This window comes from Bacillus sp. SIMBA_154, assembly GCF_046536015.1.
In the GTDB taxonomy this organism is placed as follows: Bacteria; Bacillota; Bacilli; order Bacillales; family Bacillaceae; genus Bacillus; species Bacillus pumilus_P.
Map to the genome: position 1 here is coordinate 15,879 of NZ_JAWJBV010000014.1, position 21,894 is coordinate 37,772.

A 21,894-nucleotide genomic window follows, 5' to 3' on the forward strand; every position below is an offset into this window, starting at 1 on the left:
GTAATCATTACGTTTTGATATGAAAGGAGTTTTGACATTGAAAAGAGATATTCATCCAACCTCACATGAAGTTGTATTTATGGATGTAAACAGCGGTTATCGCTTCTTGAGTAGATCAACAAAGACATCAAACGAAACAGTAGAGTGGGAGGATGGGAAAACGTATCCTGTCATTAAGGTAGAAACAAGCTCTGATACGCATCCATTTTATACAGGGCGCCAGAAATTCGGAGAAAAAGGCGGCAGAGCCGAACTGTTTAAGAAAAAATACCAAATGTAAAAAAAGAAGCACACCCTATAAAGGTGTGTTTTTTTTATGCAGCAAAAAACCCCGGCTGATCGCGCAGGGTTTAAGGAATTAATCATTTAAAGCGGTTTTTAAGGTGTTTAAATTTTGTTTCATTAAGCTGACGTAGCTTTCGCCATTTTTGGCATCATCTTCAGTAATGGATTCTAGATTTTTGAGTGTGAGGCTTTTTGCCCCAATTTCACTGCGGATCGTATCTGAGACTTTACTGCTGACGTTATTTTCAAAAATCACATATTGAATGTGATGCTTTTCTGCCTGTTGTACAATATTTTGGAGCTGCTTTTGTGAAGGCTCTTCAGAAGCGGAGAGTCCTAATACACTGATCTGCTCAATACCATAGCGCTTTTCCCAATAACCGTAAGCTGCGTGAGAAACAAGAATTTCTTTATGTTTTGCTTTAGATAACGTTGTTTTGAATTCTTGATCTAAAGATTGTAATTCTTTTTTTAATTTTTCATAGTTTTTTGTGTATTCATCTTTATGATCTGGATCTAACGAAACGAGTGTTTCTTTAATGTTTTTCGCCATTTGCTGCGCATAGACAGGGTCTAACCATGCATGCGGATCTTTATCCCCGTGATCGTGTCCATCATGGTCATGATCTTCACCTTCATGATCGTGGTCGTCGCCTTCTTCATGTGCATGTTCTTCTTTTGTCGATAACAGTTTGATGCCTTCAGCAGCTTTGACAGTTTTCACGCCTTGGTCTTTTAATGTAGCAGCTGTTTTGTCAGCGAATGCTTCAGCACCTGTACCGCTGTAAATAAAGGCGTCACCTTCAGCCATTTCAACCATCGTTTTTGAACTTGGTTCAAAGCTATGTGCATCTGCATTGGCAGGGTACACACTTTGAGCATGAACGTGAGAGCCGCCAATTTTTTCAGTGAAATCTTGAATTGGGAAGATCGTGGTATAAATGGTTAATTTCCCGTCTGCATTTCCTTTTGAAGCATTTGTCCCCGCACTGCTTGAGCAAGCGGCAAGACCGATCGCGAATAAAGCAGCTGTTAAAATAAAAAAGATTTTTTTCATCTAAAAAATGTCTCCTCTCAATCTATTAGATAGAAATGATTACGATTTAATGTCCTGAGTTATTGTATCGTAATAATTACGATTTGAAAAGAGGAAAATAAAAATTTTTCATCAAGCAGATGTTTCCTCTAAAAAAATACGAAACAAAACGTGACGAAATTTCAAACATTGTGCTATATTTATTTTTAAAAAAAGATAAAGGAATGGACAAACATATGAAACTTTTAGACGAAATCATCGAATACAATCAACAATTTATTGAAGAGAAGAAATACGAAGAATTTACAACAACGAAGTTTCCACAGAAAAAAGCTGTCGTTCTATCATGTATGGATACAAGACTTGTTGAACTACTTCCACGTGCAATGAACATGAAAAATGGAGATATTAAGATTGTCAAAAGTGCTGGTGCTCTTGTTTCTCATCCATTTGGAAGTATTATGCGAAGCATTTTAGTGGCTGTCTATGAATTAAATGCTGACGAGGTTTACGTCATCGGGCATCACGATTGCGGCATGAGCAAAATAGATAGCCAAACCCTTTTAAATAAAGCCATTGAGCGTGGTATTCCAGAAAAACGAATTGAAGTACTGGAATACTCAGGAATCGATTTTAAACAGTGGCTCAAAAGCTTTAGCTCAGTTGAAGAGAGTGTGAAGGACAGTGTGTCCGTTGTGAGAAATCATCCGCTTCTTCCATCAGATGTGCCTGTACACGGGCTTGTGATTGATCCTGGAACAGGTAAGCTTGACTTAGTTGTCAACGGATATGAAGAAAAGTAATTTATTTTTCCTTTTTAGGCGGAACAGGGTCGATGCCGCCGGGGTGCAGCGGGTGACATTTTAAAATCCGTTTGATTGTGAGCCAGCCGCCTTTTAAAGCGCCATGCGTTTTGATCGCCTCTAGTCCATAGTTTGAGCAGGTTGGATAAAACCGGCAGCTAGGCGGTGTAAGAGGGGAAATATATTTTTGGTAAAAGCGTATCATGCCGATAAAAATTGGTTTCATCGAGGTTCCTCCTTGTCTGTCTTTCACAGTATAAGAAAAAAGGACAAGGAAGGAAAGTTTTATAAACTAAGCTGGTCGGAGAAATATGTTATAATATAGGAAATTGCAATTATAGGAGTGGTGATTATGCCTTCAGTTGAAAGCTTTGAACTTGATCATAATGCTGTAAAAGCGCCATATGTTCGTCATTGCGGCGTTCATAAAGTGGGATCAGATGGAGAAGTAAATAAATTTGATATTCGTTTTTGTCAGCCAAATAAGCAGGCGATGAAACCTGATACGATTCATACATTAGAGCATTTACTTGCGTTTAATATTAGAACACACTCAGAGAAATATGATCATTTTGATATCATCGATATTTCTCCAATGGGCTGCCAGACAGGCTACTATTTAGTCGTCAGTGGTGCACCGACACCAAAAGAGATCGTTGAAATGCTTGATGCAACATTCAAGGATGCAGTTGAGGTAACAGAAATTCCTGCTGCAAATGAAGAGCAATGTGGTCAAGCGAAGCTTCATGATCTTGAAGGGGCAAAACGTTTAATGCGTTTCTGGCTTTCACAGGATCAAGAAGAGCTTTTAAAAGTATTTGGTTAATCGGATAGTGAACCGGGCATATCAGATGTCCGGTTTTTTTATATGAAATCGATCATGAGATGTAAAAACAGGGGATATTTGTTAAAATGGACATGTCAATAAAAGAAGGGGGAAACTTGGATGCGAAAAATGATGGGAATCATTCTGATGCTCGTGTTACTTAGTGCATGTGGAAACTCTGCAGCGAGCAACGACAAAGGGGAAGTGCCTGAGTTATTAGAAGTTAAGCTTACAGGACCGGAGCAAGTGGAGAAAAATGAAAGCGTTATAGTAAAAGCAGCTGTCACATATGGTGATACGCCTGTTGATGATGCAGATGATGTTCAATTTGAAGTGTGGAAAGATGGCGATAAGGATAACAGCAAGATGATTCAGCCAAAGAAAGAAAATAAAGGTGTATATGAATTGCATACAGCCTTCAAAAAAGATGGCCTTTATATCATACAAGTCCATGTGACAGCTAAACAGCAGCATAATATGCCGAAGACAAACATCCACGTAGGTAATGTGAAAAAAGAAAGTTCATCTACTGAAGAAGAAACCTCACATCATTGAAAGCGGTTTTATTTTGAGTTAGGACGTTGGTTTGGTTCAGCATCCTTTGGTGAATCGACTTTATGCTTGTATTCATAAGCCTTTGATGTCGTCCATAGTGATAAAAAGACAACGATTGAGATAATGATAAAGCTGATAATCCCAAGTAACAGCATCTAACTCCCTCCTTATTTCCATATTAACATATATTTCATGCAGTCAAAATAGAAGAAATTGATGGCAGGTTTCAGTATAATAAAAAAAGGGTATTCTCATACTAAGCGCAACTACATAAGGAGGAATCAACATGTCAGAAAAATTATTAAACGTCGTCAATAAACAAGTAGCTGATTGGACTGTACTTTATGTGAAATTACATAACTATCACTGGTATGTAAAGGGAAAAGACTTCTTTACACTCCATGAAAAATTCGAGGAATTGTATACAGAAACAGCCACATATATTGATGATTTGGCTGAGCGTATGCTTGCGTTAAATGGAAAGCCTGTTGCGACAATGAAAGAGTGCTTAGAAATCTCTAGCATTCACGAAGCTGAAGGCAAAGAATCAGCTGAGCAAATGGTGAAAAATCTATTTGATGATTTCTCCAATATTGCAGAGGAATTAAAGCAAGGAATGGAACTGGCTGCAGAGGTTGGCGATGAAACAACTGGTGATATGTTACTAGCCATTCATCAATCCATTGAAAAACACAACTGGATGCTAAAAGCATTTTTAGGATAATACGAATGTGGAAGGAATGTCGATCATAAGATCGGCATTTTTTTGATGGATTTATGACAGACAGCCCATTCAAATCATAGGGCTTTAAGCCGAAGAGAAAAGAGAAGGGAGGGGAGAAGATGTCCTCAATTGCAGGAATGATGAGTCAGCAAGTGGCAAGTATTCAAAAAACACTCAATATTAGTTTGTTGAATTCACAGCTTGCCACCAACACAGCACAAGCCATGGTAATGCTGGATCAAGTACAGCAGCAGCCCCAAGCTGTTCAGCCTAAAGATTCAGATGCTACATTTATTGATGTCAGGGTTTAACGAAGAAAGTCGCCTTTCACAGGCGGCTTTTTTACGGTTTTATCAGTGTTTTCGAGCAAAATGACCCCGCCTTTATTTTTTGTCGTCCAAGCTATTGATCAGATCTGGCATATACTATTCACGTAAAGAGTTCCACTCTGAAAGGATGTTGATGCCAAGTGAGCAAAGATTTAGGCATCTTTTCGTTGTTTACAGTTAGTTTGTCGGCAATGGGCTTTCTGTTTGGTGGAGCAGGATATTTACTGATGACATTAGTGACACTGATGGCAATTGAATTAATTTGTTCAAGCCTAAGAGAATCTGTGACTGGACAGCTCACAATGAAGCGGTTTTTTACTAGGCTAGTTCGAAAGGTTGTGACGATCTCCTTAATATCCATGGCACATTTCTTCGATGTCATGCTGAAAACAAATGGGACGATCAAGGATTTAGCGCTCATCTTTTATATCATTTATGAATCCTACCAAATCGTCTCGACAGCTAAAGCCCTCGGAATTCCCATCCCACAGTTATTCATTGACTTGTTAGACATGATTAAAAATAAATTGCGAAAAAAGCCGTAATTTGTCCATATCTGGTCATACTAAAGGAAAAAGGATGAATCAGATGGCGAGACACACGTACTATGTATCCGTGCAAGACGGGTCAATATCACAGCACAGAGATGCGGCTGCTTGGCAATTTCAAATAGAAGCAGACGATGATCAAATTTTGCAGCTGAGAGACTATTTTGATGAGCAGTATATGACAGATTGGAAAGGCTTCTTTCGGGCACATGTTCCATTCCTTGAATATCATTATGATAGTCCAAATGACGAAATGGACAGAAAAAGAAAAGAGATTTACTCGATGATTTATGAGCTAGGGAATGAAGAGACAAAGAACTTTATTGAGACAAATGGGTTCATGAATTGAAAAAGCATGTAGAGATTTTCTACATGCTGCTCAGATTGTTGACAAAGGGCTAAAATGACCTTCATTTTAGCCTTTTGTCTTCTTTTCAGCGTGATATAAAACCTTTGAAGTCTAGGAAGGACGAGTACCAGAGCGGAGCGAATTTGACATTCGTGAGCACCGGCACGCAAACCTGCGGGCGAATTTGAGGGTTTGTCTACACGCTGGGCATGTAGAATTTTCTACATGCTTTTATTTTCGCGGATTTAAGATGCCTCCGATCAGATCACTGATTCCGCCTCTATTTTCCTGCTGCGATTGATGTGAATTTGTTAATTCGTGAGAGCCGCTTTGGCTCTGAGGCTTGTAGCGGTTATCATCTAAACCGACCCGCATCCCAGATGTGCGTTCAAATGGCTTTATAATGACAATTTGGTCTGGTTCTTGGAATTCAAATAAGTAGGATTCGCCAGAAGTTTGTCCAATGAAGGTTTTCCAGTTGACATCTAATTTGACTTTCGGTGCTTTGCCCGTCCAAGCGACAATGGCGTCAGGATCTACACGGCAAGGTGCTTTTAGGATGAGCGGGTTTCCAGTCGTTTTAATGGCAACTTGGGCTCCGTGCCCCTGATAGGAAAGCTTTGAGGTAAACAGCCCTTTCTGTGATAAAATACCAACGCCTACTGGTGTCACGCCGTAGTGGCATTCCTCAGTAAAGGCAAGTAAATCTTCGCTTTCTACGCTCACATGCTGCCAAGGACCGCTTGGCTCTAAATTAATCACTGTCACGTGCTCGCTTGAATCAGCTAAATAGCAAGTACCTTGACCACTCACTTCCATCATCTCAAGGTTTTCACCTGTCAATTTCCTGCTGATATGGTTAAATACTTGGCTGACCATATTTCCTTTATTCGTTCCAAGTAATCTCTTGCGGTATTGAAATGTCCCTTGGTCTGCAATCATGGCGCCTTTTTTAGCAAAAAAGATCCCACTGCCTTCTGCTTGTAAGGTGAGTTCTTCTATCGTGTTGAAATGAAATCCCATTGGTGAGGCCTCCTGTCCTGCGTCAAGATGTGAATCCATAAATGCGGCATAAATCGTTTAAATCCAGGGTGGTACCTTGTCCGGTGGTAGTGATCTTCCATTCATGCTGATCTCTCGTTAGTTCAGCACAAATGATGGATGTACAATACGAATAATTCTCTGTTAACTGAAAGGTACAAATCTCTTGCTGCGAGATTTGATCAAAAAGGCGCAGATAGGCATTGGTGACTTGTCCAAAATGATGCGTGCGCTCGTGTGTATCATGTATCGTCGCTGTTACGACGATTTTATGAATATCAGGTGAGACTCTGCTTAATTGCATAATGATCATTTCATTGTCTCGATATCCTCCGCCAAACTGATGATCACCAAGATGACGAACAGCTCCGTCTAAGCTTTGCTGCTGATGATAATAGATCAGATGCTTTGGGGACAACAGCTTGTCCTCCTCATTTAAGAGAAAAACTTGCGTATCTAAATCAATCGGCTGACCAGACAAATCCCAGCCGAGCCCGATATGAATTTGGTCGATATGTGGATTGTCTTTCGTCAAGTCTAGCTTTTGCCCTTTTATGAGGTGTTTCTTGATCGCCTCATGAGGTGCGTCTTCTTTCTCGTTTTTGCTGAGCGGAAGCGGCTGATTCTTTTCTTGTTTTGACCCATTTGTTATGCTCATGCTGGTTTCCTCCTCGTCGTTATAGGACAAACACTGTTTCATTTACGTCATAAGGGGTAAGAAGGTTTCATGATTAAAAATGGACGAAAATGGAGATGATAAAAAGGTTTTAGCGAGAATACCTCATTTTAAATACAGACGAGATGGAACCACTCGTTTGTTTCACTTTTGATAAAAATTCTTCAGAGAAATGTGATCTGTGGTATGATGTTTTACAAGAAGCAAGGACAGGATATGAGGGATTTCACATGCATGTATTTAAAGACTATTATCATAATACGGTCAAGCTCTCTTTTGAAAAGAAGCCTTTTTCAAGTCATCCTAAGCATGTTTGGGCCATCTGCCGCTACCAGGGGAAATGGCTGCTCACTGAACATGAGGATCGGGGCTATGAGTTTCCAGGAGGGAAAGTAGAGCCAAATGAAGAAGCGGACCAAGCCGCTATACGGGAGATTCAGGAAGAGACGGGTGCTGTTGTTCGTGAATTAACGTATATTGGTCAATATCAGGTGCTTGGCAGAGAAAAGGTCATTGTGAAGAATATTTATTTCGCTGATATTGAAAGGCTTGTCAAGCAAGACACGTATTTTGAAACGAAAGGACCCGTTCTTTTCGCAGACTTGCCAACATCCATCTCAAAAAATAAAAATTTCAGTTTTATTATGAAAGATGATGTCTTAAGAAAAAGTCTTGCTTATTTAGAAAAGAACGGTTTGATTCGTTAAAAAAGCGCAGGGAGATAGTCCCCTGTGCTTTTTTTATTTTTGGAGAAAACGGCGTTCGAGCCACTCAACGAGCTGATACATGATGGTAGCAAACACGGCGATAATGAAAAGACTTAGAAACACGAGTGTAAAGTTGAAGACTTGAAAGCCATAAATGATCATGTAGCCGAGTCCTTTTGAAGAAACAAGGAATTCCCCTACAATGACCCCAACCCAAGAAAGACCAACATTAACCTTGATGGCAGAGATCATCGTTGGAATACTCGCTGGCAACATGACCTCACGAAAGACAACGCTTTTTTTCGCACCAAAGGTTTTCATTACTTTCAAATAGTTCTCATCGACCTCTTGAAAGGCTGTATAAATGACAATCGTTGTAATGATCACACTAATGATCGCGCCCATGGCGACAATGCTGATCATGCCAGGTCCTAGTGCAACAATTAAAATCGGGGCGAGAGCGACTTTCGGCATGGCATTTAAAATGACTAAATATGGATCAAGAACGTTCGCCAGACGGGTGGACCACCATAAGGCGGCAGCGAGTAAAATGCCGCAAAAGGTACCAAGTAGAAATCCGAGCATCGTCTCAAACAACGTAATACTCATATGATTCATTAACGAACCATCTGATATTTTTTGCACAAACAATTGGCAGACCGCAGATGGTGAACTGAAAATCAGCGGATCTATGAGTCTAAATTGACTGGCAAGTTCCCAAAGAGAAAAGAAGCTGGCGAAAATGATGAGCTGATAGACACGTGTGATGCGTTTTTCCATTCGAACTTTTTTTCGATAGGCTTCATGTAAAAGGTCACTGTGTTTCAACTGTTTTCAGCTCCTTCCAAATCGTTTGAAAGAGCTCTTGGAAACTTGATGTCTGTCTTGCTTCAAAAGGAGAGAGAGTCCTCAGTTCATCAGGAACGGTAAAGATATGCTGGATCGAGCCGGGATGCTTTGAGAATAAGAAAATACGATCACTCATCGCAATGGCTTCGCCGATGTCATGTGTCACAAGGACTGCTGTTTTTTGATAGTTTTTTAATGTGTGAAAAACGAGATCTTCTAATGTCAGTTTGGTTTGGTAGTCTAGAGCTGAAAATGGTTCATCTAGTAAAAGCAGGCTGGGATCAACTGCAAGCGTTCGGGCGAGTGCTGCCCGCTGCCTCATTCCGCCTGACAGCTCCTTCGGATATTTTTCCTCCACATCTTCAAGCCCAAGCTTTGGCAGTAAGCCAAGAGCAGCTGAGGTGGCCTCGTGTGAATCCTGTTTGGCAATTTTCAACCCGAGAATGACATTTTCCTTGATGGTTTTCCAAGGGAACAAATAATCTTGCTGGAGCATGTAGCCGATTTGATGCTCCTTTTGATTCGGTTCTTTTCCTTCGATTAAAATTCGACCTTCAGAGGGCGGCGTAATTCCTGCGATGATGGACAGCAGGGTTGTTTTCCCGCAGCCGCTGGGACCAATAAATGAGATGAATTCACCTTGGTCAATCTCCATATTGATATGCTGTATGGCCGTTGTTTTTTCTTTTAAAGAGAAGTACGTGTGGGTCACATCGTCAATTTGAAGGAAAGACATGTGCTACCTCCTATTCTATTTGTGATCTGTGACCTTCTTTGCAATGGATGAATCGACAAGCTGTTTGTACGGGATAAATTCCGGCAATTCACCGCTCGCCTCCATGATTTCCTGTAACTTGTTCCATTCCTCTTCATTCAGAAGTGGATCTGTTGCATATGAGTGCTGCTGCTTGTAGCGTTTGATCGCAGTTGATAAGACATCAAGGTCCGTATCAGGAAAATGAGATTGGATCGTTTTTGCAATCTCCTCTGGGTGCTTCGCTTCTACCCATTTCTGCGCTTTATAAATAGCACGAGTAAAGGCTTCGGCCGTCTCTTTGTTTTCCTCTAAGTAACTCTTCTTTGCCATGAAGGTGGTATAAGGCACCTTGCCAGAAGCCTTTCCAAAGGAGGCGGTAATGTACCCTCTGCCTTCTTTTTCAATTAAGGAAGCTGTTGGTTCGAATAACTGCACAAAATCGCCAGTTCCAGAGGAGAAAGCACCTGAAATGTTGGCAAAATCAATATTTTGAATCATCCGAAGATCCCTTTTTAAATCAATGCCTTCCTTTTTCAGGACATATTCCCCGACCATTTGCGGCATGCCGCCTTTCCGCTGTCCTAAGAAGTCTTTTCCTTTTAATTGATCCCAAGAGAAATGATTTACTTTCTCTCTTGAAACAAGAAATGTGCCGTCTGTTTGTGTCAGCTGTGCAAAGTTCATGACAGAGTCTTTTGTGTCTTGTGCCTCAACATAGATAGAGGATTCAGATCCGGTCAGCGCGATATCGGCACCGCCGGATAAAAGAGCTGTCATCGTTTTATCGCCGCCCCAAGTGGTTTTTACTTCAACCTCTAAGCCTTCTTCTTTGAAGAATTCCTCTGATAAGGCGACATAAAGCGGAGCATAAAAAACCGAATGGGTGACCTCGGCTACTTGTACGGTCTGCTCTTGTTCTTTTTTACAGGCGACAAATGGAATAAAGAGCAGGACAACGAATATGAATGCCAGTCTGACTTTGATGGAACGATTCAAGAGTAATTCGCCTCCTTTGTTCTAGATCACTAATTAAAGTATGTCAAAAGGGATTTTTGGTGAGTGCCTAGATGAAAATAAGAAGCGCATTGTTTATTTATAGAACGTGTTTTTTTTTCTATACTAGAAGCATGATTGCTTTCTTGAATTTGGTAGAAATAAAGGAGCGGTTTCGTGTATAGAGTGAGTTGGGTATTTGTTGGATGGTATATGGTAGGACTCATATTAATGGTCTTTTTTGAAGTGCCGGCATGGCTTCAGTTTGCAAATGGAATTTTCCTCGTGCTGTACGCTTGCTGCGTCATAGAGATTGGCCGAAATATTTATGGCTCATGGAGCTTTGTGATCAAAAGAGCAGCTGTTGTGGGCGTTCTTACGTTTACGATTGAATGGGTAGGAATTACAACCGGTTTTCCATTCGGGGCCTATGATTATTATCCGACGTTAGGTTTTCTTGTGGCAGGAGTGCCTTTAACGATTGCTTTTGCATGGGTTGGCGTGTTTTTAAACAGTCTTTTTTTATCAAGTCAACAGTCGAAGTGGAAACGGGCTATCGAAACGGGGATATGGATTGTGCTGCTTGACCTCATATTAGATCCAGTAGCGGCTGAGCGGAAGTTTTGGGTGTGGTATGACGGCGGTGGATTTTTTGGTATTCCTTTTGAGAATTTTGTGAGCTGGGGTATGATTGGAGCAGCACTCTCATTTCTTTTCCCGCTTGTCTCGATTGATCAAAAGGCACTGCGCTGGACGAGTCGTATTTATCAGGCCATGGTGTTCTTTTTCGGTCTTTTGGCATTAAAGGGCGGACTCGATGTCATTTTTTATTTAGCACTGATCATTGTCATTTTGTGTGAAGGAAGGGTTCGATTTGAAAGAAAGCGACAAAAGCCGATCGTTTAGACGAATATTTTCACTTTATTTTGAACGGTATTTACTCCATAAACATTTCCGCTGTGTGATGATGAAAGGCTCGGTGGACCCGAAGGAGAAGCTGCCTGTTCTTTATCTCGCCAATCACAGCTCATGGGTGGGATGGAATGATCATCTTTCTTTTAACAGAAAAAGCGTCTGAACTCGATCACTACATGATGATGGAAGAGAAGCAGCTGAAGCAATATGCTTTTTTCCGCAAGCTTGGTGCGTTTCCAGTTCATAAAGAGAAGCTGAAAAGCGTAAAACAGGCATTAATGACGGCAAAAGAGAACATGAAGGCCGGCGGAGCTGTATGGCTTTTTCCGCAGGGGAAAATCATGCATCAGGATACGCGGCCGCTTGAACTGGAAGGCGGGGCTTCTTTTTTAGTGAGGCAATTTGAGCAGGTCGTGATCAAGCCTGTGACCTTGCAATATACATTTAATCAATTTCAAAAGCCGACAGTTTCTGTTGTGTTCGGCGAAGATGCCTTAGTATCTGGAGGCTCATTTCGAAGCAAGGAAGTGACACGCATGCTCGGAGACCTGCTTGAAACGCAGTTAAACGCACATCAAGCGCAGGTCATCGCTGATCCTGATTTTTCAACAAACGAAGAATTTAGACAGATGACAAGGACAAGTCAGTCAACAAGTGATGCGTTTGATTCCTTTAAAAAGTGGGTGAAAACATGGCGATCTTCTTAACCGTGATCAATGTACTGCTGCTCTGTCAGTTCGTTTTTACCATATGGAATATGAACCAGTTTCCTGTACTAAAGCAAGCATCTGTTTCGCCCGATAAACCCATATCGTTATCAATCCTGATTCCAGCAAGAAATGAGGAAAAACGGATAGAAGCATGTCTCCAGTCGATTGTTGATCAGCGTCTTTACCCAAAAGAGCTGATTGTACTAGATGATCATTCGACAGATGAGACAAGAGCGATCGTGGAGCGCTTCGCAGAGACCTATCCGTGGATTCGTGTGCAATCAGGTCAAGCATTGAAGCGCGGCTGGCTTGGTAAATCCTATGCTTGTTCTCAGCTTGCTGAGGCAGCATCTTCTGATTGGCTGCTATTTTTAGATGCTGATGTCAGGTTGAAAAGAGGGGCAATTGAAGCGGTATACCAGCAGTTAAGCACGCAAAAAACGGGAATGCTTTCAGGCTTTCCAGAGCAAAAAACAGGCACGTTTTTCGAGCATCTTGTGATTCCCATGATGATGTTTACAATTGGCTGCCATTTGCCAGTGAAATGGGTAAGGAAATCCCAAAATCCTGCTTTTGCTGCAGCTCATGGCGGCTTTATTGCAATTGAAAAGAATTGTTATCACGAAATTGGCGGTCATGAAGCGATCAAGGATTCGCTAGTTGATGATATGGCGTTAGCTAGACTGGTGAAAGAAAAGGGCTTTCCGTTCACACTCGCAAGTATTCATCCATTTGTTTATATGAGAATGTACGAGAATGGACAGGAAGTTTGGGAAGGCTATCGAAAAAATTTGTTCCCTGGGGTGAATCGAAGCATTGCTTTGTTAAGCGGTGTCTTTTGTTTATACACGGTGCTTTATTTGGTTCCCGTCATTTGTTTCATGATCGCACTCATTCAGCTTGATGTGTTAAATCTATGTTTAGCCATTCTTTGCTACGGGCTGGGTGTGTCCATCAAAGCGGCAATTGATATTGAGAACGGAAGAACATCTGCTATGGCCTTTTTATTGCCGGTCAGCATTTTGAGTCTGATCGCCATTGGCTGTGCTTCTATGAAAAGCGGACTGAAAAAAGAAGGGTACGAATGGAAAGGGAGAAGGTACGAATGAAAAAAGTGATCATCATTGGCGGAGGACTTGGCGGATTATCAGCTGCGATTCGCTTACAGTCATGCGGGGTTCAGGTCACCATTTTAGAAAAAGAAGCTGCTTTAGGCGGGAAATTACAGCGCCGTCAAGGGGCTGGCTACTCTTTTGATCTAGGACCGAGTACCATGACAATGAAGGCATATTTTGAAGATGTGTTTACTTCCTGTAATAGAAAGATGGAGGATTATGTGACATTTTATCCGATCTCTCCACTCACCAAAAACGTTTTCTCAGATGGTCATACGGTCGAGTTTACGCCGGATATCGAGCAAATGGAATCACAAATTGCAGCATATAGTCCTGAGGATGCAAAGCAATACCGTGCATTTTTACTGGAATCGAAGAAGCTTTTTCAAATGGCCGAGGAGCAGTTTTTAAATCGTTTGTTATTGACCTGGAAAGATAAGATGGATCTAAAGCTGATGAAAGCACTTCTTGCGGTCAAACCATTTACATCCGTTCAGCGCCTGCTGCGTCAATATTTTTGTCATCCTCATACATTGGCGATGTTTGGGCGGTATGCAACATACATTGGCTCTTCACCCTACGAAGCGCCCGCTATTTTTAATATGATGGCTTATTTAGAAGGGGAAAAAGGGATTTATGGAATAAAGGGCGGCACTTATCGTTTAGTCGAGGCATTCGAAACACTCGCAAAGGAACTAGGCGTCCAAATTCACCTCAATGAACAAGTAAGCAAGATTCATGTGAAAGATCGGCGTATCCAAGGAGTGGAGACTGCTCAGCAGATGTATGAGGCTGATCAAGTGATTGCAGGGGCGGATGCACTGACTGTCTACCGTCATTTGATTGATGAAAAAGACCGTCCTAGCTTCTTAAATCAAAAGCTGTCAAACATTGAGCCATCGTTATCTGGCTTTGTTCTTTTATTAGGAGTACCCAAAGCCTATGAACAGCTGTCCCATCACAATGTATTTTTCCCTGAGAATTATGAACAAGAATTTAAGGATATTTTTCAGAAAAAGCAATTACCTCAGGATCCAACACTTTACATATGTTATTCGGGCCATTCAGAGCCAGAATTAAGCGGAGGACCGGGCAGAAGCAACCTTTTTGTCTTGGCCAATGCACCTTATGTGACAAAAGAGCAAAATTGGGACATGCTAAAGGAGACGTATCGTCAGCATATGAAAACCAAATTAAAGGAAAAGGGTCTCTTTGATATTGATCAGCTTGTCGAATATGAAGCGGTTCAAACCCCGCTTGATTTGCAGCAGAAAACGGGGGCATATCATGGAGCCATTTATGGCATGTCTTCAAACTCGTTCAAGCAGGCGTTCTTCCGTATCAATAATCAGTCAAAGGACATTGAAGGGCTTTGGTTTGTTGGAGGGACAAGTCATCCGGGCGGCGGCACCCCGATGGTGACAAAATCAGGCCAGCTTGTTGCAGAAGCGATCATCAAGCAATTGACGTAATACCGGATGAAAAGGAGAGAAATCAAGTGATTGTGGAAAAAAGAAGATTCCCATCGCCCCATCCGCATATTCATTTATATACAGTGACCTACGAGGCAGATGGACTTCGGATAAAGGGGCTGCTCGCTGAACCGGCCGGAGAAGGTCTCTATGAGGGCTTTTTGTATTTACGAGGCGGCATTAAAAATGTGGGGATGGTGAGACCTGGCCGAATCGTGCAATTTGCAGCACAAGGCTTTGTTGTCTTTGCTCCCTTTTACCGAGGGAATCAAGGAGGCGAAGGAAACGAGGATTTTGCCGGAGAGGATCGGAAAGATGCATTCGCTGCATTTCAGCTGTTGAAGCATCACAAAAAGGTAAAGCGGGATCGTATTCATATCTTTGGTTTTTCGCGCGGCGGTATTATGGGCATTTGGACTGCTGTTGAAATGAAACAGGAGGCTGCTTCCTTTGTAACATGGGGAGGTGTAAGTGATATGAAGCTCACCTATGAAGAGCGTGTCGATATGAGAAGAATGATGAAGCGCGTGATTGGCGGTCCGCCGCATAAGGTACCTGAGGCATATGAGGACAGAACGCCTTTGAATGTTGTGGATCAAATGGAAGCGCCTGTTTTAATCATCCATGGAGAGCAGGATCAGAATGTATCCATTGAGCATGCGTATTTATTAGAAGAAGCGCTTCGCAAGCACGGGAAGTCTGTGGAAACATGGTATTTTCACGGCTACAATCATTATTTCCCGCCTCATCATAATCGAGAGATTGTCAGAAGGCTGACGACATGGATGCACAGCCGAAAAAGCGGAAATGTGGTAAAATAAACGGTATAACGAATATAGAAAGTAGGGGGATTTTCATTATGGGAATGCCTGTTGAATTTAATACAATGATTGTCACAAAAGGAAATGAGACAAGAATTGAAGAAAATGTGTTTGAGCTCATGAAGGAAGGGTACCGCATTTATCCATTAAATATTCCGCTTGAGGTGCGCAAAACGAAAGACGGAGAAAAAACAGGGACAGCACATGTTGAAAAGCTGGAACTGACAGACAATGTTACGAAGGTGACTTACCGCCTTGTGTCATTGCATTCAACGAACTAAAAAAAGCTGAAGGGTATATTCCCTCAGCTTTCGTCTTTTTATACGAGTGGTCCGCCTTTTGCTTCAATGTCACTTGCCGCATGGCTGAATTTTTTGAAGTTCTTTTTAAATTCATTGGCAAGGAAGTGTGCTTTTTCTTGATAAGCATTTTGGTCTTCCCACGTTTTAGCAGGTTGAAGTACTTCATCTGGTACACCTGGAATATGAAGTGGAATGTGTAATCCAAAGATGTCGTCAGTAATCATTTCGGCATTGTCAAGGTCACCTTCGATCGCTGCTTGCACCATTGCTCTTGTATGAGCAAGATTCATTCGTTTGCCCGTACCATAGCCGCCGCCAGTCCAGCCTGTATTCACAAGGAATACTTTTGCACCGTGCTCATCAATTTTTTTGCCAAGCATTTCAGCATAGACGTGAGCTGGAAGTGGCAAGAATGGTGAACCGAAGCAAGTAGAGAATGTTGTTTCTGGTGACGTTACACCGCGCTCAGTTCCTGCTAATTTACTTGTGTAACCGCTCAAGAAATGGTACATCGCCTGTTCTTTTGTTAAACGGCTGATTGGAGGTAAAACGCCAAATGCATCAGCTGTTAAGAAGACAATAGCAGATGGATGACCTGCGATACTTGGTTTCACGATGTTATCAATCATTTCGATTGGGTAAGCAGCCCGTGTATTTTCAGTAAAGAATGTATCATCATAATCCGCTTCACGAGTTTCTTCATCAAGCACAACATTTTCTAGCACTGATCCGAAGCTGATGGCTTTGTAGATTTGTGGTTCTTTTTCTTCACTTAAGTTCACACATTTCGCATAGCATCCGCCCTCGATATTGAAGACACCTGTGCCAGACCATCCGTGTTCATCGTCTCCGATCAGCTTGCGGCTTGCGCTTGCAGAAAGCGTCGTTTTCCCAGTCCCTGAAAGGCCGAAGAATAATGCGACATCGCCTTCTTGACCAACGTTTGCTGAGCAGTGCATCGATAAAATATCTTGCTCAGGCAGCAGGTAGTTCATGACAGAGAAAATCGATTTCTTCATCTCTCCTGCATACTCTGTTCCACCAATGAGAATCGTCCGTTTTTCAAAAGAAACGATAATGAATGTTTCAGAGTTTGTTCCATCTGTTTCAGGATCTGCTTTAAAGTGAGGTGCAGATAAGATGGTGAAAGGTTTTTCGTTAGCTGATGGCGTTGACCCGTCAGGTCTGATGAATAGCTGCTTTGCAAAGAGATTGTGCCATGCAAATTCGTTTACAACTGTAATCGGCATACGGTATCTTTCGTCAGCGCCGGCAAACCCTTCAAAGACAAATAGTTCATCACGTTCTTTTAAGTATGAGACAACCTTTGTATATAAACGATCAAATGCTTCTTTAGAGATCGGCTGGTTTACATGACCCCAATCGATTTTATGCTCAGAGCTTTCTTCTTTGACGATAAATTTATCTTTAGGCGAACGTCCAGTGTAAGCACCAGTTGTGGCGCGGACAGCTCCTGTTGATGTTAAAACGCCTTCATTACGTGCCAAAATCTTTTCAACAAGTTTCGGAACAGATAAATTTTGGTGCGTATTTTCTAATGAGAGCAATGACTGCAAATCTTCTTTTAAATCCACTGAGTTCATAAAAAAACCCTTCCTTTACCGTTGAATTTGTTTGTTTCGATTAGTATAACACATTGATAATAATAGTCTATACTATTTAAATATTTTTGTGTGTGTTTTTTCATTTCTGCTATGAAAATATGCTTTTTGGTGATGCTAATTGTGAGGTGAAAAAAGAGGAGAGATAATTCCTATGAAGCATTGACATGACGCAAGGGTTTAAGATAAGATATCTTATTGAACGGATACTCTTATCCCGAGTTGGTGGAGGGACAGGCCCGATGAAGCCCAGCAACCGGTTTCTTATGAAAAAGGCATGAACATGCTGAGAAACCAAGGTGCTAACCTGATGCAAGGTACAAGAACACCTTGAGCGATAAGAGTGAAAGGCATGCGATCTCAGACCCTTTCCTCGAAATGAAGGAAATGGTTTTTTTATTTTTGGGATATCATATGAACAAATTGCCAATAACATCTCTAATATAAACGTTTTCATATAAGAGGGAACGAGTTCCGTATCATATTGGAGGCCTCATCTTGGGATGATGTGGCCTTGTACAGGAGGAAATAGCCATTATGAGTCAAAATCGTCGTTTATTTACTTCAGAATCAGTGACAGAAGGACATCCGGATAAAATCTGTGATCAAATTTCAGACAGCATTTTGGATGAAATTTTAAAGAAAGATCCAAATGCACGTGTTGCCTGTGAGACCTCTGTAACAACCGGTCTCGTATTAGTAAGCGGTGAGATTACAACGTCTACTTATGTCGATATTCCAAAGACGGTACGTGACACGATTAAGGAAATTGGCTACACACGTGCGAAATATGGTTTTGATGCGGAAACATGTGCTGTGCTAACATCAATTGATGAACAGTCTGCTGATATTGCGCAAGGTGTAGACAAAGCGCTTGAAGCACGTGAAGGAACAATGACTGAAGAAGAAATTGATGCGATTGGTGCAGGTGACCAAGGTCTTATGTTTGGTTTTGCAAACAACGAAACAGAAGAGCTGATGCCGCTGCCGATTTCACTAGCGCATAAATTATCTCGTCGTTTAACAGAAGTACGCAAGGATCAAACACTTGCATACCTTCGCCCAGATGGAAAAACACAAGTAACAGTTGAATATGATGAACAAAACAAACCAGTTCGTATTGACACAGTGGTTATTTCCACGCAGCATGCACCAGAAGTGACGCTTGAACAAATTCAAAGCGATTTAAAAGAGCATGTCATCCACCCTGTGGTTCCAAGTGAACTGATTGATGAAGAGACAAAATACTTTATTAACCCAACAGGCCGTTTTGTCATCGGTGGACCTCAAGGGGATGCTGGTTTAACTGGACGTAAAATCATCGTTGATACGTATGGCGGCTACGCTCGTCATGGCGGCGGTGCTTTCTCTGGTAAGGACGCAACAAAGGTTGACCGTTCTGCAGCATATGCTGCTCGTTACGTAGCGAAAAACATCGTAGCAGCTGGCCTTGCAGATTCTTGTGAAGTGCAACTTGCTTATGCAATTGGTGTTGCACAGCCTGTATCGATTTCAATTGATACATTCGGAACAGGAAAAGCTTCTGAAGAAAAATTAATTGAGGTGGTTCGTGCGAACTTTGATCTACGTCCGGCTGGCATTATTAAAATGCTCGATCTGCGTCGTCCGATCTATAAACAAACAGCTGCATACGGACATTTTGGCCGTCACGATTTAGATCTCCCATGGGAAAAAACGGATAAAGCCGACACGCTTCGCAAGGAAGCATTAGGACAATAACAACATATAAAACCGCTTATTTTAAGCGGTTTTCCTTTTGATTAAAAAAAATTCTATAAAAAGCGTAAAAATGTGAAACGAAATCGTACAAAATACTGTCTAATTATAGGTCTACTTTTAGAAATAACATAACGTGGAGGCAATAATATGTGTGGGTTTGTTGGTGTATTTAATCACCGTCCATTGTCCGAAACTACTGAGCAGGAAGAGTTAATTAAACAAATGAATCGTCTCATCGTTCATCGTGGTCCGGATGATGAGGGGTACTTCCATGATGAGCATGTAGGATTTGGATTTAGACGTTTAAGTATTATAGATGTTGAACATGGAAAGCAGCCGCTTTCTTATGAAGATGAGAAATATTGGATTATTTTCAACGGAGAAATTTATAACTATGTGGAGCTGAAGGAAGAGCTTGTGAAAAAGGGCTATACGTTCAGCACAGATTCTGATACGGAAGTACTTCTTGCCACATATCGTCACTATAAAGAAGAAGCAGCTTCAAAGCTTCGCGGCATGTTTGCCTTTTTAATTTGGGATAAAGAAGCGCAGTTATTATATGGCGCAAGAGATCCTTTTGGCATCAAACCGCTTTATTTTACACAAATGGATGAGCAAGTGTACTTTGCTTCTGAACGCAAAAGCTTAATGGCTGTAAATGAGAACATTTTATTTGATGAGACCTCTCTGCAGCAATACATGTCTTTCCAATTCGTTCCTGAGCCAAATACACTTGATCAAAAGGTGCACAAGGTGGAGCCAGGTCATCAGTTTACACTTCGCCCGGGCAAGAAGATAGAATTTAAGACTTACTGGAAGGTTCAATTCAAGCCTGAACAAACACAAGAACAGAAATTAATAGAAGAAGTGCGCGATGCAATCTATGATTCTGTGAAAGTTCACATGAGAAGTGATGTGCCTGTTGGTTCATTCCTTTCTGGCGGTATTGATTCTTCTTTCATCGTGTCTGTTGCAAAGGAATTTCACCCTGAGCTGAAGACGTTCTCTGTTGGCTTCGAGCAGGATGGTTTTAGTGAAGTGGATGTGGCAAAGGAAACAGCTGATAAGCTAGGCTTACAAAACTTTAGTGCCGTCATTTCCCCTGAGGAATATATGAACGAGCTTCCGAAGATTGTTTGGCATTTAGATGATCCTTTAGCTGATCCGGCGGCGATTCCACTTTATTTCGTCGCAAAAGAAGCGAAGAAACAAGTCACAGTTGTTCTTTCTGGTGAGGGAGCGGACGAGCTGTTCGGTGGATATAATATTTACCGCGAGCCTCTTTCTCTAAAGCCATTTGAATCTGTTCCATCTATGTTGAAAAAGCTTCTTCTTCGTCTGGCACGTTTAATGCCAGAAGGAATGAAAGGGAAAAGCTTTATCGTTCGCGGCTGTACGCCGTTAGAGGAACGCTATATCGGCAATGCGAAAATCTTTGAAGAGCCAGTGAAGAAAAACCTCTTAAAGCAGTATGATCCGAACATCACGTATCGTGACGTGACGAAAACATACTTCGAGGAAAGTGCAGGCTACAGTGATATTAATAAAATGCAATATGTTGATATTCATACGTGGATGCGCGGAGACATCTTGCTTAAAGCAGATAAGATGACAATGGCGAACTCTCTTGAGCTTCGTGTTCCATTCCTTGACAAGGTCGTATTTGAAGCGGCTTCTAAAATTCCAGAAGAGCTGAAAACAAAAGATGGCACAACGAAATACTTATTGCGTAAAGCAGCAGAAGGCATTGTGCCTGACCATGTGTTAAACCGCAAAAAGCTAGGTTTCCCTGTGCCAATTCGTCATTGGCTGAAAAATGAGATGAACGCTTGGGCGAAAGATATCATTAAAAACAGTCAAACAGACGAATACATTAACAAGCAATATGTTCTTGATTTATTAAATGAACATTGTGCTGGTAAAGCAGATCATAGCCGTAAGATTTGGACAGTCCTGATCTTTATGATCTGGCACAGCATTTATGTGGAGCGCAGTATTGATCCAGAGCAGTTGAATCACCAACCAAAAGAAGTCATCTTTAGTTAATGAAAAAAGGTTTTCAGCTTTGTGCTGAAAACCTTTTTTGTCATGATAGAAAGTAGTGGAAAAGGGTAAAATAACAAGCGGTTCATAGTTATTGCTTAATATCCTGAAAAAAACATGATAAAGTGAAGATACACGTATGATGTTAACGGGATAAAAGGGAACGATAGTATTGTCCTTTTTCTACATATTCTCTGCGGATCCGGTCCATGTCTTGGATATCTTCATCTGTTAACAGTCGAACCACTTTGGCTGGACGGCCAAAAGCGAGTGATCCTTTTGGGATGACCTTTCCTTGAGGGACAAGACTTCCTGCACCGATAAAGGCACCTTCGCCAATTTCCGCACCATCGAGAATGATGGACCCCATGCCAATGAGGGCATTTTTTCGAATGATTGAGCTATGTAACGTGACTTGGTGTCCAATGGTAGCACCATCTTCAATAAGAAGTGTTTTTCCAGGACTTTGATGCAGGCAGGATAAGTCTTGAATGTTGACGTTTTTTCCAATTCTCACTGGAGCGACATCGCCTCTGATGACGGTTTGGAACCAAACGCTCGAATATTCTCCAATCGTGACATCGCCAGTAATGGTGGCGTTATCTGCAACAAAGACCGATTCATGAATCTCAGGTGTAAACTGATGATATGGATAAATCACTTTTTCGACTTCCTT

Annotated in this window: 26 protein-coding genes, 1 pseudogene and 1 riboswitch; of the genes and pseudogenes, 17 read left to right on the forward strand and 10 right to left on the reverse strand. The window is 41.6% G+C overall.

Annotated elements, in window-relative coordinates; translation table 11 throughout:
* The first annotated feature begins 37 nt into the window (after positions 1–37).
* Positions 38–280: a type B 50S ribosomal protein L31 gene (locus R0K30_RS16220; protein ID WP_041086807.1), complete on the forward strand. Its 243-nt coding sequence runs from the start codon at positions 38–40 to the stop codon at positions 278–280.
* 78 nt (positions 281–358) lie between these two features.
* Here R0K30_RS16220 and R0K30_RS16225 read toward each other — a convergent pair whose 3' ends face one another.
* Entirely contained in the window at positions 359–1,342 is a 984-nt protein-coding gene (locus R0K30_RS16225) for a metal ABC transporter solute-binding protein, Zn/Mn family (protein ID WP_230031099.1), read from the reverse strand.
* 215 nt (positions 1,343–1,557) lie between these two features.
* Between R0K30_RS16225 and R0K30_RS16230 the strand changes: the two genes are divergently transcribed.
* On the forward strand, positions 1,558–2,124 hold the full coding sequence (locus tag R0K30_RS16230; RefSeq protein WP_099728614.1) for a beta-class carbonic anhydrase: 567 nt from the start codon (positions 1,558–1,560) through the stop codon (positions 2,122–2,124).
* A 1-nt stretch (position 2,125) separates the two neighbouring features.
* Here the strand turns inward: R0K30_RS16230 and yidD are convergent, their stop codons facing one another.
* Complete coding sequence (gene yidD / locus R0K30_RS16235; protein ID WP_099728595.1) at positions 2,126–2,350, reverse strand: membrane protein insertion efficiency factor YidD; 225 nt, start codon at positions 2,348–2,350, stop codon at positions 2,126–2,128.
* 126 nt (positions 2,351–2,476) lie between these two features.
* Here yidD and R0K30_RS16240 point away from each other — a divergent pair, with 126 nt between their 5' ends.
* Positions 2,477–2,950, forward strand: coding sequence for an S-ribosylhomocysteine lyase (locus R0K30_RS16240; protein ID WP_099728596.1), 474 nt, complete (start codon positions 2,477–2,479; stop codon positions 2,948–2,950).
* 120 nt (positions 2,951–3,070) lie between these two features.
* Entirely contained in the window at positions 3,071–3,505 is a 435-nt protein-coding gene (locus R0K30_RS16245; RefSeq protein ID WP_099728597.1) for a FixH family protein, read from the forward strand.
* Positions 3,506–3,513: 8 nt separating this feature from the next.
* Here the strand turns inward: R0K30_RS16245 and ytzI are convergent, their stop codons facing one another.
* Positions 3,514–3,660, reverse strand: a complete 147-nt coding sequence (gene ytzI, locus R0K30_RS16250; protein ID WP_099728598.1) for a YtzI protein — start codon at positions 3,658–3,660, stop codon at positions 3,514–3,516.
* Between the two features lie 131 nt (positions 3,661–3,791).
* On the opposite strand from ytzI, the gene R0K30_RS16255 reads away from it, so the two are divergent.
* The 4 genes from R0K30_RS16255 (at position 3,792) to R0K30_RS16270 (ending at position 5,455) form a co-directional block, all read left to right on the forward strand.
* Positions 3,792–4,229 (forward strand): Dps family protein, encoded by a 438-nt coding sequence (locus R0K30_RS16255; RefSeq protein ID WP_099728599.1) that lies wholly within the window; start codon positions 3,792–3,794, stop codon positions 4,227–4,229.
* A gap of 119 nt (positions 4,230–4,348) precedes the next feature.
* Positions 4,349–4,540 (forward strand): hypothetical protein, encoded by a 192-nt coding sequence (locus tag R0K30_RS16260; RefSeq protein WP_008342942.1) that lies wholly within the window; start codon positions 4,349–4,351, stop codon positions 4,538–4,540.
* A gap of 158 nt (positions 4,541–4,698) precedes the next feature.
* Complete coding sequence (locus R0K30_RS16265) at positions 4,699–5,103, forward strand: phage holin family protein (RefSeq protein ID WP_410611698.1); 405 nt, start codon at positions 4,699–4,701, stop codon at positions 5,101–5,103.
* 43 nt (positions 5,104–5,146) lie between these two features.
* Positions 5,147–5,455, forward strand: a complete 309-nt coding sequence (locus tag R0K30_RS16270) for a hydrolase (protein ID WP_099728601.1) — start codon at positions 5,147–5,149, stop codon at positions 5,453–5,455.
* Between the two features lie 231 nt (positions 5,456–5,686).
* On the opposite strand, the gene R0K30_RS16275 is transcribed toward R0K30_RS16270, so the two are convergent.
* Positions 5,687–6,478, reverse strand: coding sequence for an AIM24 family protein (locus tag R0K30_RS16275; protein ID WP_410611700.1), 792 nt, complete (start codon positions 6,476–6,478; stop codon positions 5,687–5,689).
* A 22-nt stretch (positions 6,479–6,500) separates the two neighbouring features.
* Positions 6,501–7,154, reverse strand: a complete 654-nt coding sequence (locus tag R0K30_RS16280; RefSeq protein ID WP_410611702.1) for a TerD family protein — start codon at positions 7,152–7,154, stop codon at positions 6,501–6,503.
* 248 nt (positions 7,155–7,402) lie between these two features.
* On the opposite strand from R0K30_RS16280, the gene ytkD reads away from it, so the two are divergent.
* Positions 7,403–7,879 carry an RNA deprotection pyrophosphohydrolase gene (ytkD, locus tag R0K30_RS16285; protein ID WP_230031096.1) on the forward strand — a complete coding sequence of 159 codons (477 nt, stop codon included), beginning with the start codon at positions 7,403–7,405 and terminating at the stop codon, positions 7,877–7,879.
* Positions 7,880–7,912: 33 nt separating this feature from the next.
* Here the strand turns inward: ytkD and R0K30_RS16290 are convergent, their stop codons facing one another.
* The 3 genes from R0K30_RS16290 to R0K30_RS16300 are packed head-to-tail and all read right to left on the reverse strand — an operon-like array spanning position 7,913 to position 10,481.
* On the reverse strand, positions 7,913–8,659 hold the full coding sequence (locus tag R0K30_RS16290) for an ABC transporter permease (protein ID WP_370461125.1): 747 nt from the start codon (positions 8,657–8,659) through the stop codon (positions 7,913–7,915).
* Between the two features lie 34 nt (positions 8,660–8,693).
* Positions 8,694–9,464 carry an ABC transporter ATP-binding protein gene (locus R0K30_RS16295; protein ID WP_099728606.1) on the reverse strand — a complete coding sequence of 257 codons (771 nt, stop codon included), beginning with the start codon at positions 9,462–9,464 and terminating at the stop codon, positions 8,694–8,696.
* Between the two features lie 15 nt (positions 9,465–9,479).
* Positions 9,480–10,481: an ABC transporter substrate-binding protein gene (locus R0K30_RS16300; RefSeq protein ID WP_099728607.1), complete on the reverse strand. Its 1,002-nt coding sequence runs from the start codon at positions 10,479–10,481 to the stop codon at positions 9,480–9,482.
* A 174-nt stretch (positions 10,482–10,655) separates the two neighbouring features.
* Here R0K30_RS16300 and R0K30_RS16305 point away from each other — a divergent pair, with 174 nt between their 5' ends.
* The 6 genes and pseudogenes from R0K30_RS16305 to R0K30_RS16330 all read left to right on the forward strand — a co-directional run bounded on the left by R0K30_RS16305 (position 10,656) and on the right by R0K30_RS16330 (position 15,792).
* The gene (locus R0K30_RS16305) at positions 10,656–11,384 is read left to right on the forward strand and encodes a carotenoid biosynthesis protein (protein ID WP_249704932.1); all 729 of its coding nucleotides are present in this window, start codon (positions 10,656–10,658) and stop codon (positions 11,382–11,384) included.
* Positions 11,353–12,100: pseudogene (locus tag R0K30_RS16310) on the forward strand (lysophospholipid acyltransferase family protein). The gene R0K30_RS16305 and the pseudogene R0K30_RS16310 overlap by 32 nt, the downstream one beginning before the upstream one ends.
* A complete protein-coding gene (locus tag R0K30_RS16315) occupies positions 12,085–13,212 on the forward strand; it encodes a glycosyltransferase family 2 protein (RefSeq protein ID WP_410611705.1) in 1,128 nt (375 codons plus the stop codon). The pseudogene R0K30_RS16310 and the gene R0K30_RS16315 overlap by 16 nt, the downstream one beginning before the upstream one ends.
* Positions 13,209–14,690 (forward strand): phytoene desaturase family protein, encoded by a 1,482-nt coding sequence (locus R0K30_RS16320; RefSeq protein ID WP_230031093.1) that lies wholly within the window; start codon positions 13,209–13,211, stop codon positions 14,688–14,690. The genes R0K30_RS16315 and R0K30_RS16320 overlap by 4 nt, the downstream gene beginning before the upstream one ends.
* Before the next feature lie 26 nt (positions 14,691–14,716).
* Complete coding sequence (locus R0K30_RS16325; protein WP_230031092.1) at positions 14,717–15,511, forward strand: alpha/beta hydrolase family protein; 795 nt, start codon at positions 14,717–14,719, stop codon at positions 15,509–15,511.
* Positions 15,512–15,549: 38 nt separating this feature from the next.
* Positions 15,550–15,792 carry a DUF2584 domain-containing protein gene (locus R0K30_RS16330; RefSeq protein ID WP_034322580.1) on the forward strand — a complete coding sequence of 81 codons (243 nt, stop codon included), beginning with the start codon at positions 15,550–15,552 and terminating at the stop codon, positions 15,790–15,792.
* A 38-nt stretch (positions 15,793–15,830) separates the two neighbouring features.
* Here R0K30_RS16330 and pckA read toward each other — a convergent pair whose 3' ends face one another.
* Positions 15,831–17,417, reverse strand: coding sequence for a phosphoenolpyruvate carboxykinase (ATP) (gene pckA, locus R0K30_RS16335; RefSeq protein ID WP_410611709.1), 1,587 nt, complete (start codon positions 17,415–17,417; stop codon positions 15,831–15,833).
* A 227-nt stretch (positions 17,418–17,644) separates the two neighbouring features.
* Positions 17,645–17,779, forward strand: a riboswitch (SAM riboswitch).
* Between the two features lie 193 nt (positions 17,780–17,972).
* Between pckA and metK the strand changes: the two genes are divergently transcribed.
* Both metK and asnB read left to right on the forward strand, forming a co-directional pair.
* Entirely contained in the window at positions 17,973–19,175 is a 1,203-nt protein-coding gene (gene metK / locus R0K30_RS16340; protein ID WP_099726790.1) for a methionine adenosyltransferase, read from the forward strand.
* Positions 19,176–19,322: 147 nt separating this feature from the next.
* The gene (gene asnB / locus R0K30_RS16345) at positions 19,323–21,221 is read left to right on the forward strand and encodes an asparagine synthase (glutamine-hydrolyzing) (RefSeq protein WP_410611711.1); all 1,899 of its coding nucleotides are present in this window, start codon (positions 19,323–19,325) and stop codon (positions 21,219–21,221) included.
* A gap of 142 nt (positions 21,222–21,363) precedes the next feature.
* Here asnB and R0K30_RS16350 read toward each other — a convergent pair whose 3' ends face one another.
* Positions 21,364–21,879 (reverse strand): gamma carbonic anhydrase, encoded by a 516-nt coding sequence (locus R0K30_RS16350; RefSeq protein WP_024426216.1) that lies wholly within the window; start codon positions 21,877–21,879, stop codon positions 21,364–21,366.
* Positions 21,880–21,894: the final 15 nt, after the last annotated feature.

Excerpts from the sequence above, each read along its gene's own strand:
- R0K30_RS16225 (WP_230031099.1), bottom strand. The coding sequence starts at position 1,342 with ATGAAAAAAATCTTTTTTATTTTAACAGCTGCTTTATTCGCGATCGGT.
- R0K30_RS16230 (WP_099728614.1), top strand. The coding sequence starts at position 1,558 with ATGAAACTTTTAGACGAAATCATCGAATACAATCAACAATTTATTGAA.
- yidD (WP_099728595.1), bottom strand. The coding sequence starts at position 2,350 with ATGAAACCAATTTTTATCGGCATGATACGCTTTTACCAAAAATATATT.
- R0K30_RS16240 (WP_099728596.1), top strand. The coding sequence starts at position 2,477 with ATGCCTTCAGTTGAAAGCTTTGAACTTGATCATAATGCTGTAAAAGCG.
- R0K30_RS16245 (WP_099728597.1), top strand. The coding sequence starts at position 3,071 with ATGCGAAAAATGATGGGAATCATTCTGATGCTCGTGTTACTTAGTGCA.
- ytzI (WP_099728598.1), bottom strand. The coding sequence starts at position 3,660 with ATGCTGTTACTTGGGATTATCAGCTTTATCATTATCTCAATCGTTGTC.
- R0K30_RS16255 (WP_099728599.1), top strand. The coding sequence starts at position 3,792 with ATGTCAGAAAAATTATTAAACGTCGTCAATAAACAAGTAGCTGATTGG.
- R0K30_RS16260 (WP_008342942.1), top strand. The coding sequence starts at position 4,349 with ATGTCCTCAATTGCAGGAATGATGAGTCAGCAAGTGGCAAGTATTCAA.
- R0K30_RS16270 (WP_099728601.1), top strand. The coding sequence starts at position 5,147 with ATGGCGAGACACACGTACTATGTATCCGTGCAAGACGGGTCAATATCA.
- R0K30_RS16275 (WP_410611700.1), bottom strand. The coding sequence starts at position 6,478 with ATGGGATTTCATTTCAACACGATAGAAGAACTCACCTTACAAGCAGAA.
- R0K30_RS16280 (WP_410611702.1), bottom strand. The coding sequence starts at position 7,154 with ATGAGCATAACAAATGGGTCAAAACAAGAAAAGAATCAGCCGCTTCCG.
- ytkD (WP_230031096.1), top strand. The coding sequence starts at position 7,403 with ATGCATGTATTTAAAGACTATTATCATAATACGGTCAAGCTCTCTTTT.
- R0K30_RS16290 (WP_370461125.1), bottom strand. The coding sequence starts at position 8,659 with ATGGAAAAACGCATCACACGTGTCTATCAGCTCATCATTTTCGCCAGC.
- R0K30_RS16295 (WP_099728606.1), bottom strand. The coding sequence starts at position 9,464 with ATGTCTTTCCTTCAAATTGACGATGTGACCCACACGTACTTCTCTTTA.
- R0K30_RS16315 (WP_410611705.1), top strand. The coding sequence starts at position 12,085 with ATGGCGATCTTCTTAACCGTGATCAATGTACTGCTGCTCTGTCAGTTC.
- R0K30_RS16320 (WP_230031093.1), top strand. The coding sequence starts at position 13,209 with ATGAAAAAAGTGATCATCATTGGCGGAGGACTTGGCGGATTATCAGCT.
- R0K30_RS16330 (WP_034322580.1), top strand. The coding sequence starts at position 15,550 with ATGGGAATGCCTGTTGAATTTAATACAATGATTGTCACAAAAGGAAAT.
- pckA (WP_410611709.1), bottom strand. The coding sequence starts at position 17,417 with ATGAACTCAGTGGATTTAAAAGAAGATTTGCAGTCATTGCTCTCATTA.
- metK (WP_099726790.1), top strand. The coding sequence starts at position 17,973 with ATGAGTCAAAATCGTCGTTTATTTACTTCAGAATCAGTGACAGAAGGA.
- asnB (WP_410611711.1), top strand. The coding sequence starts at position 19,323 with ATGTGTGGGTTTGTTGGTGTATTTAATCACCGTCCATTGTCCGAAACT.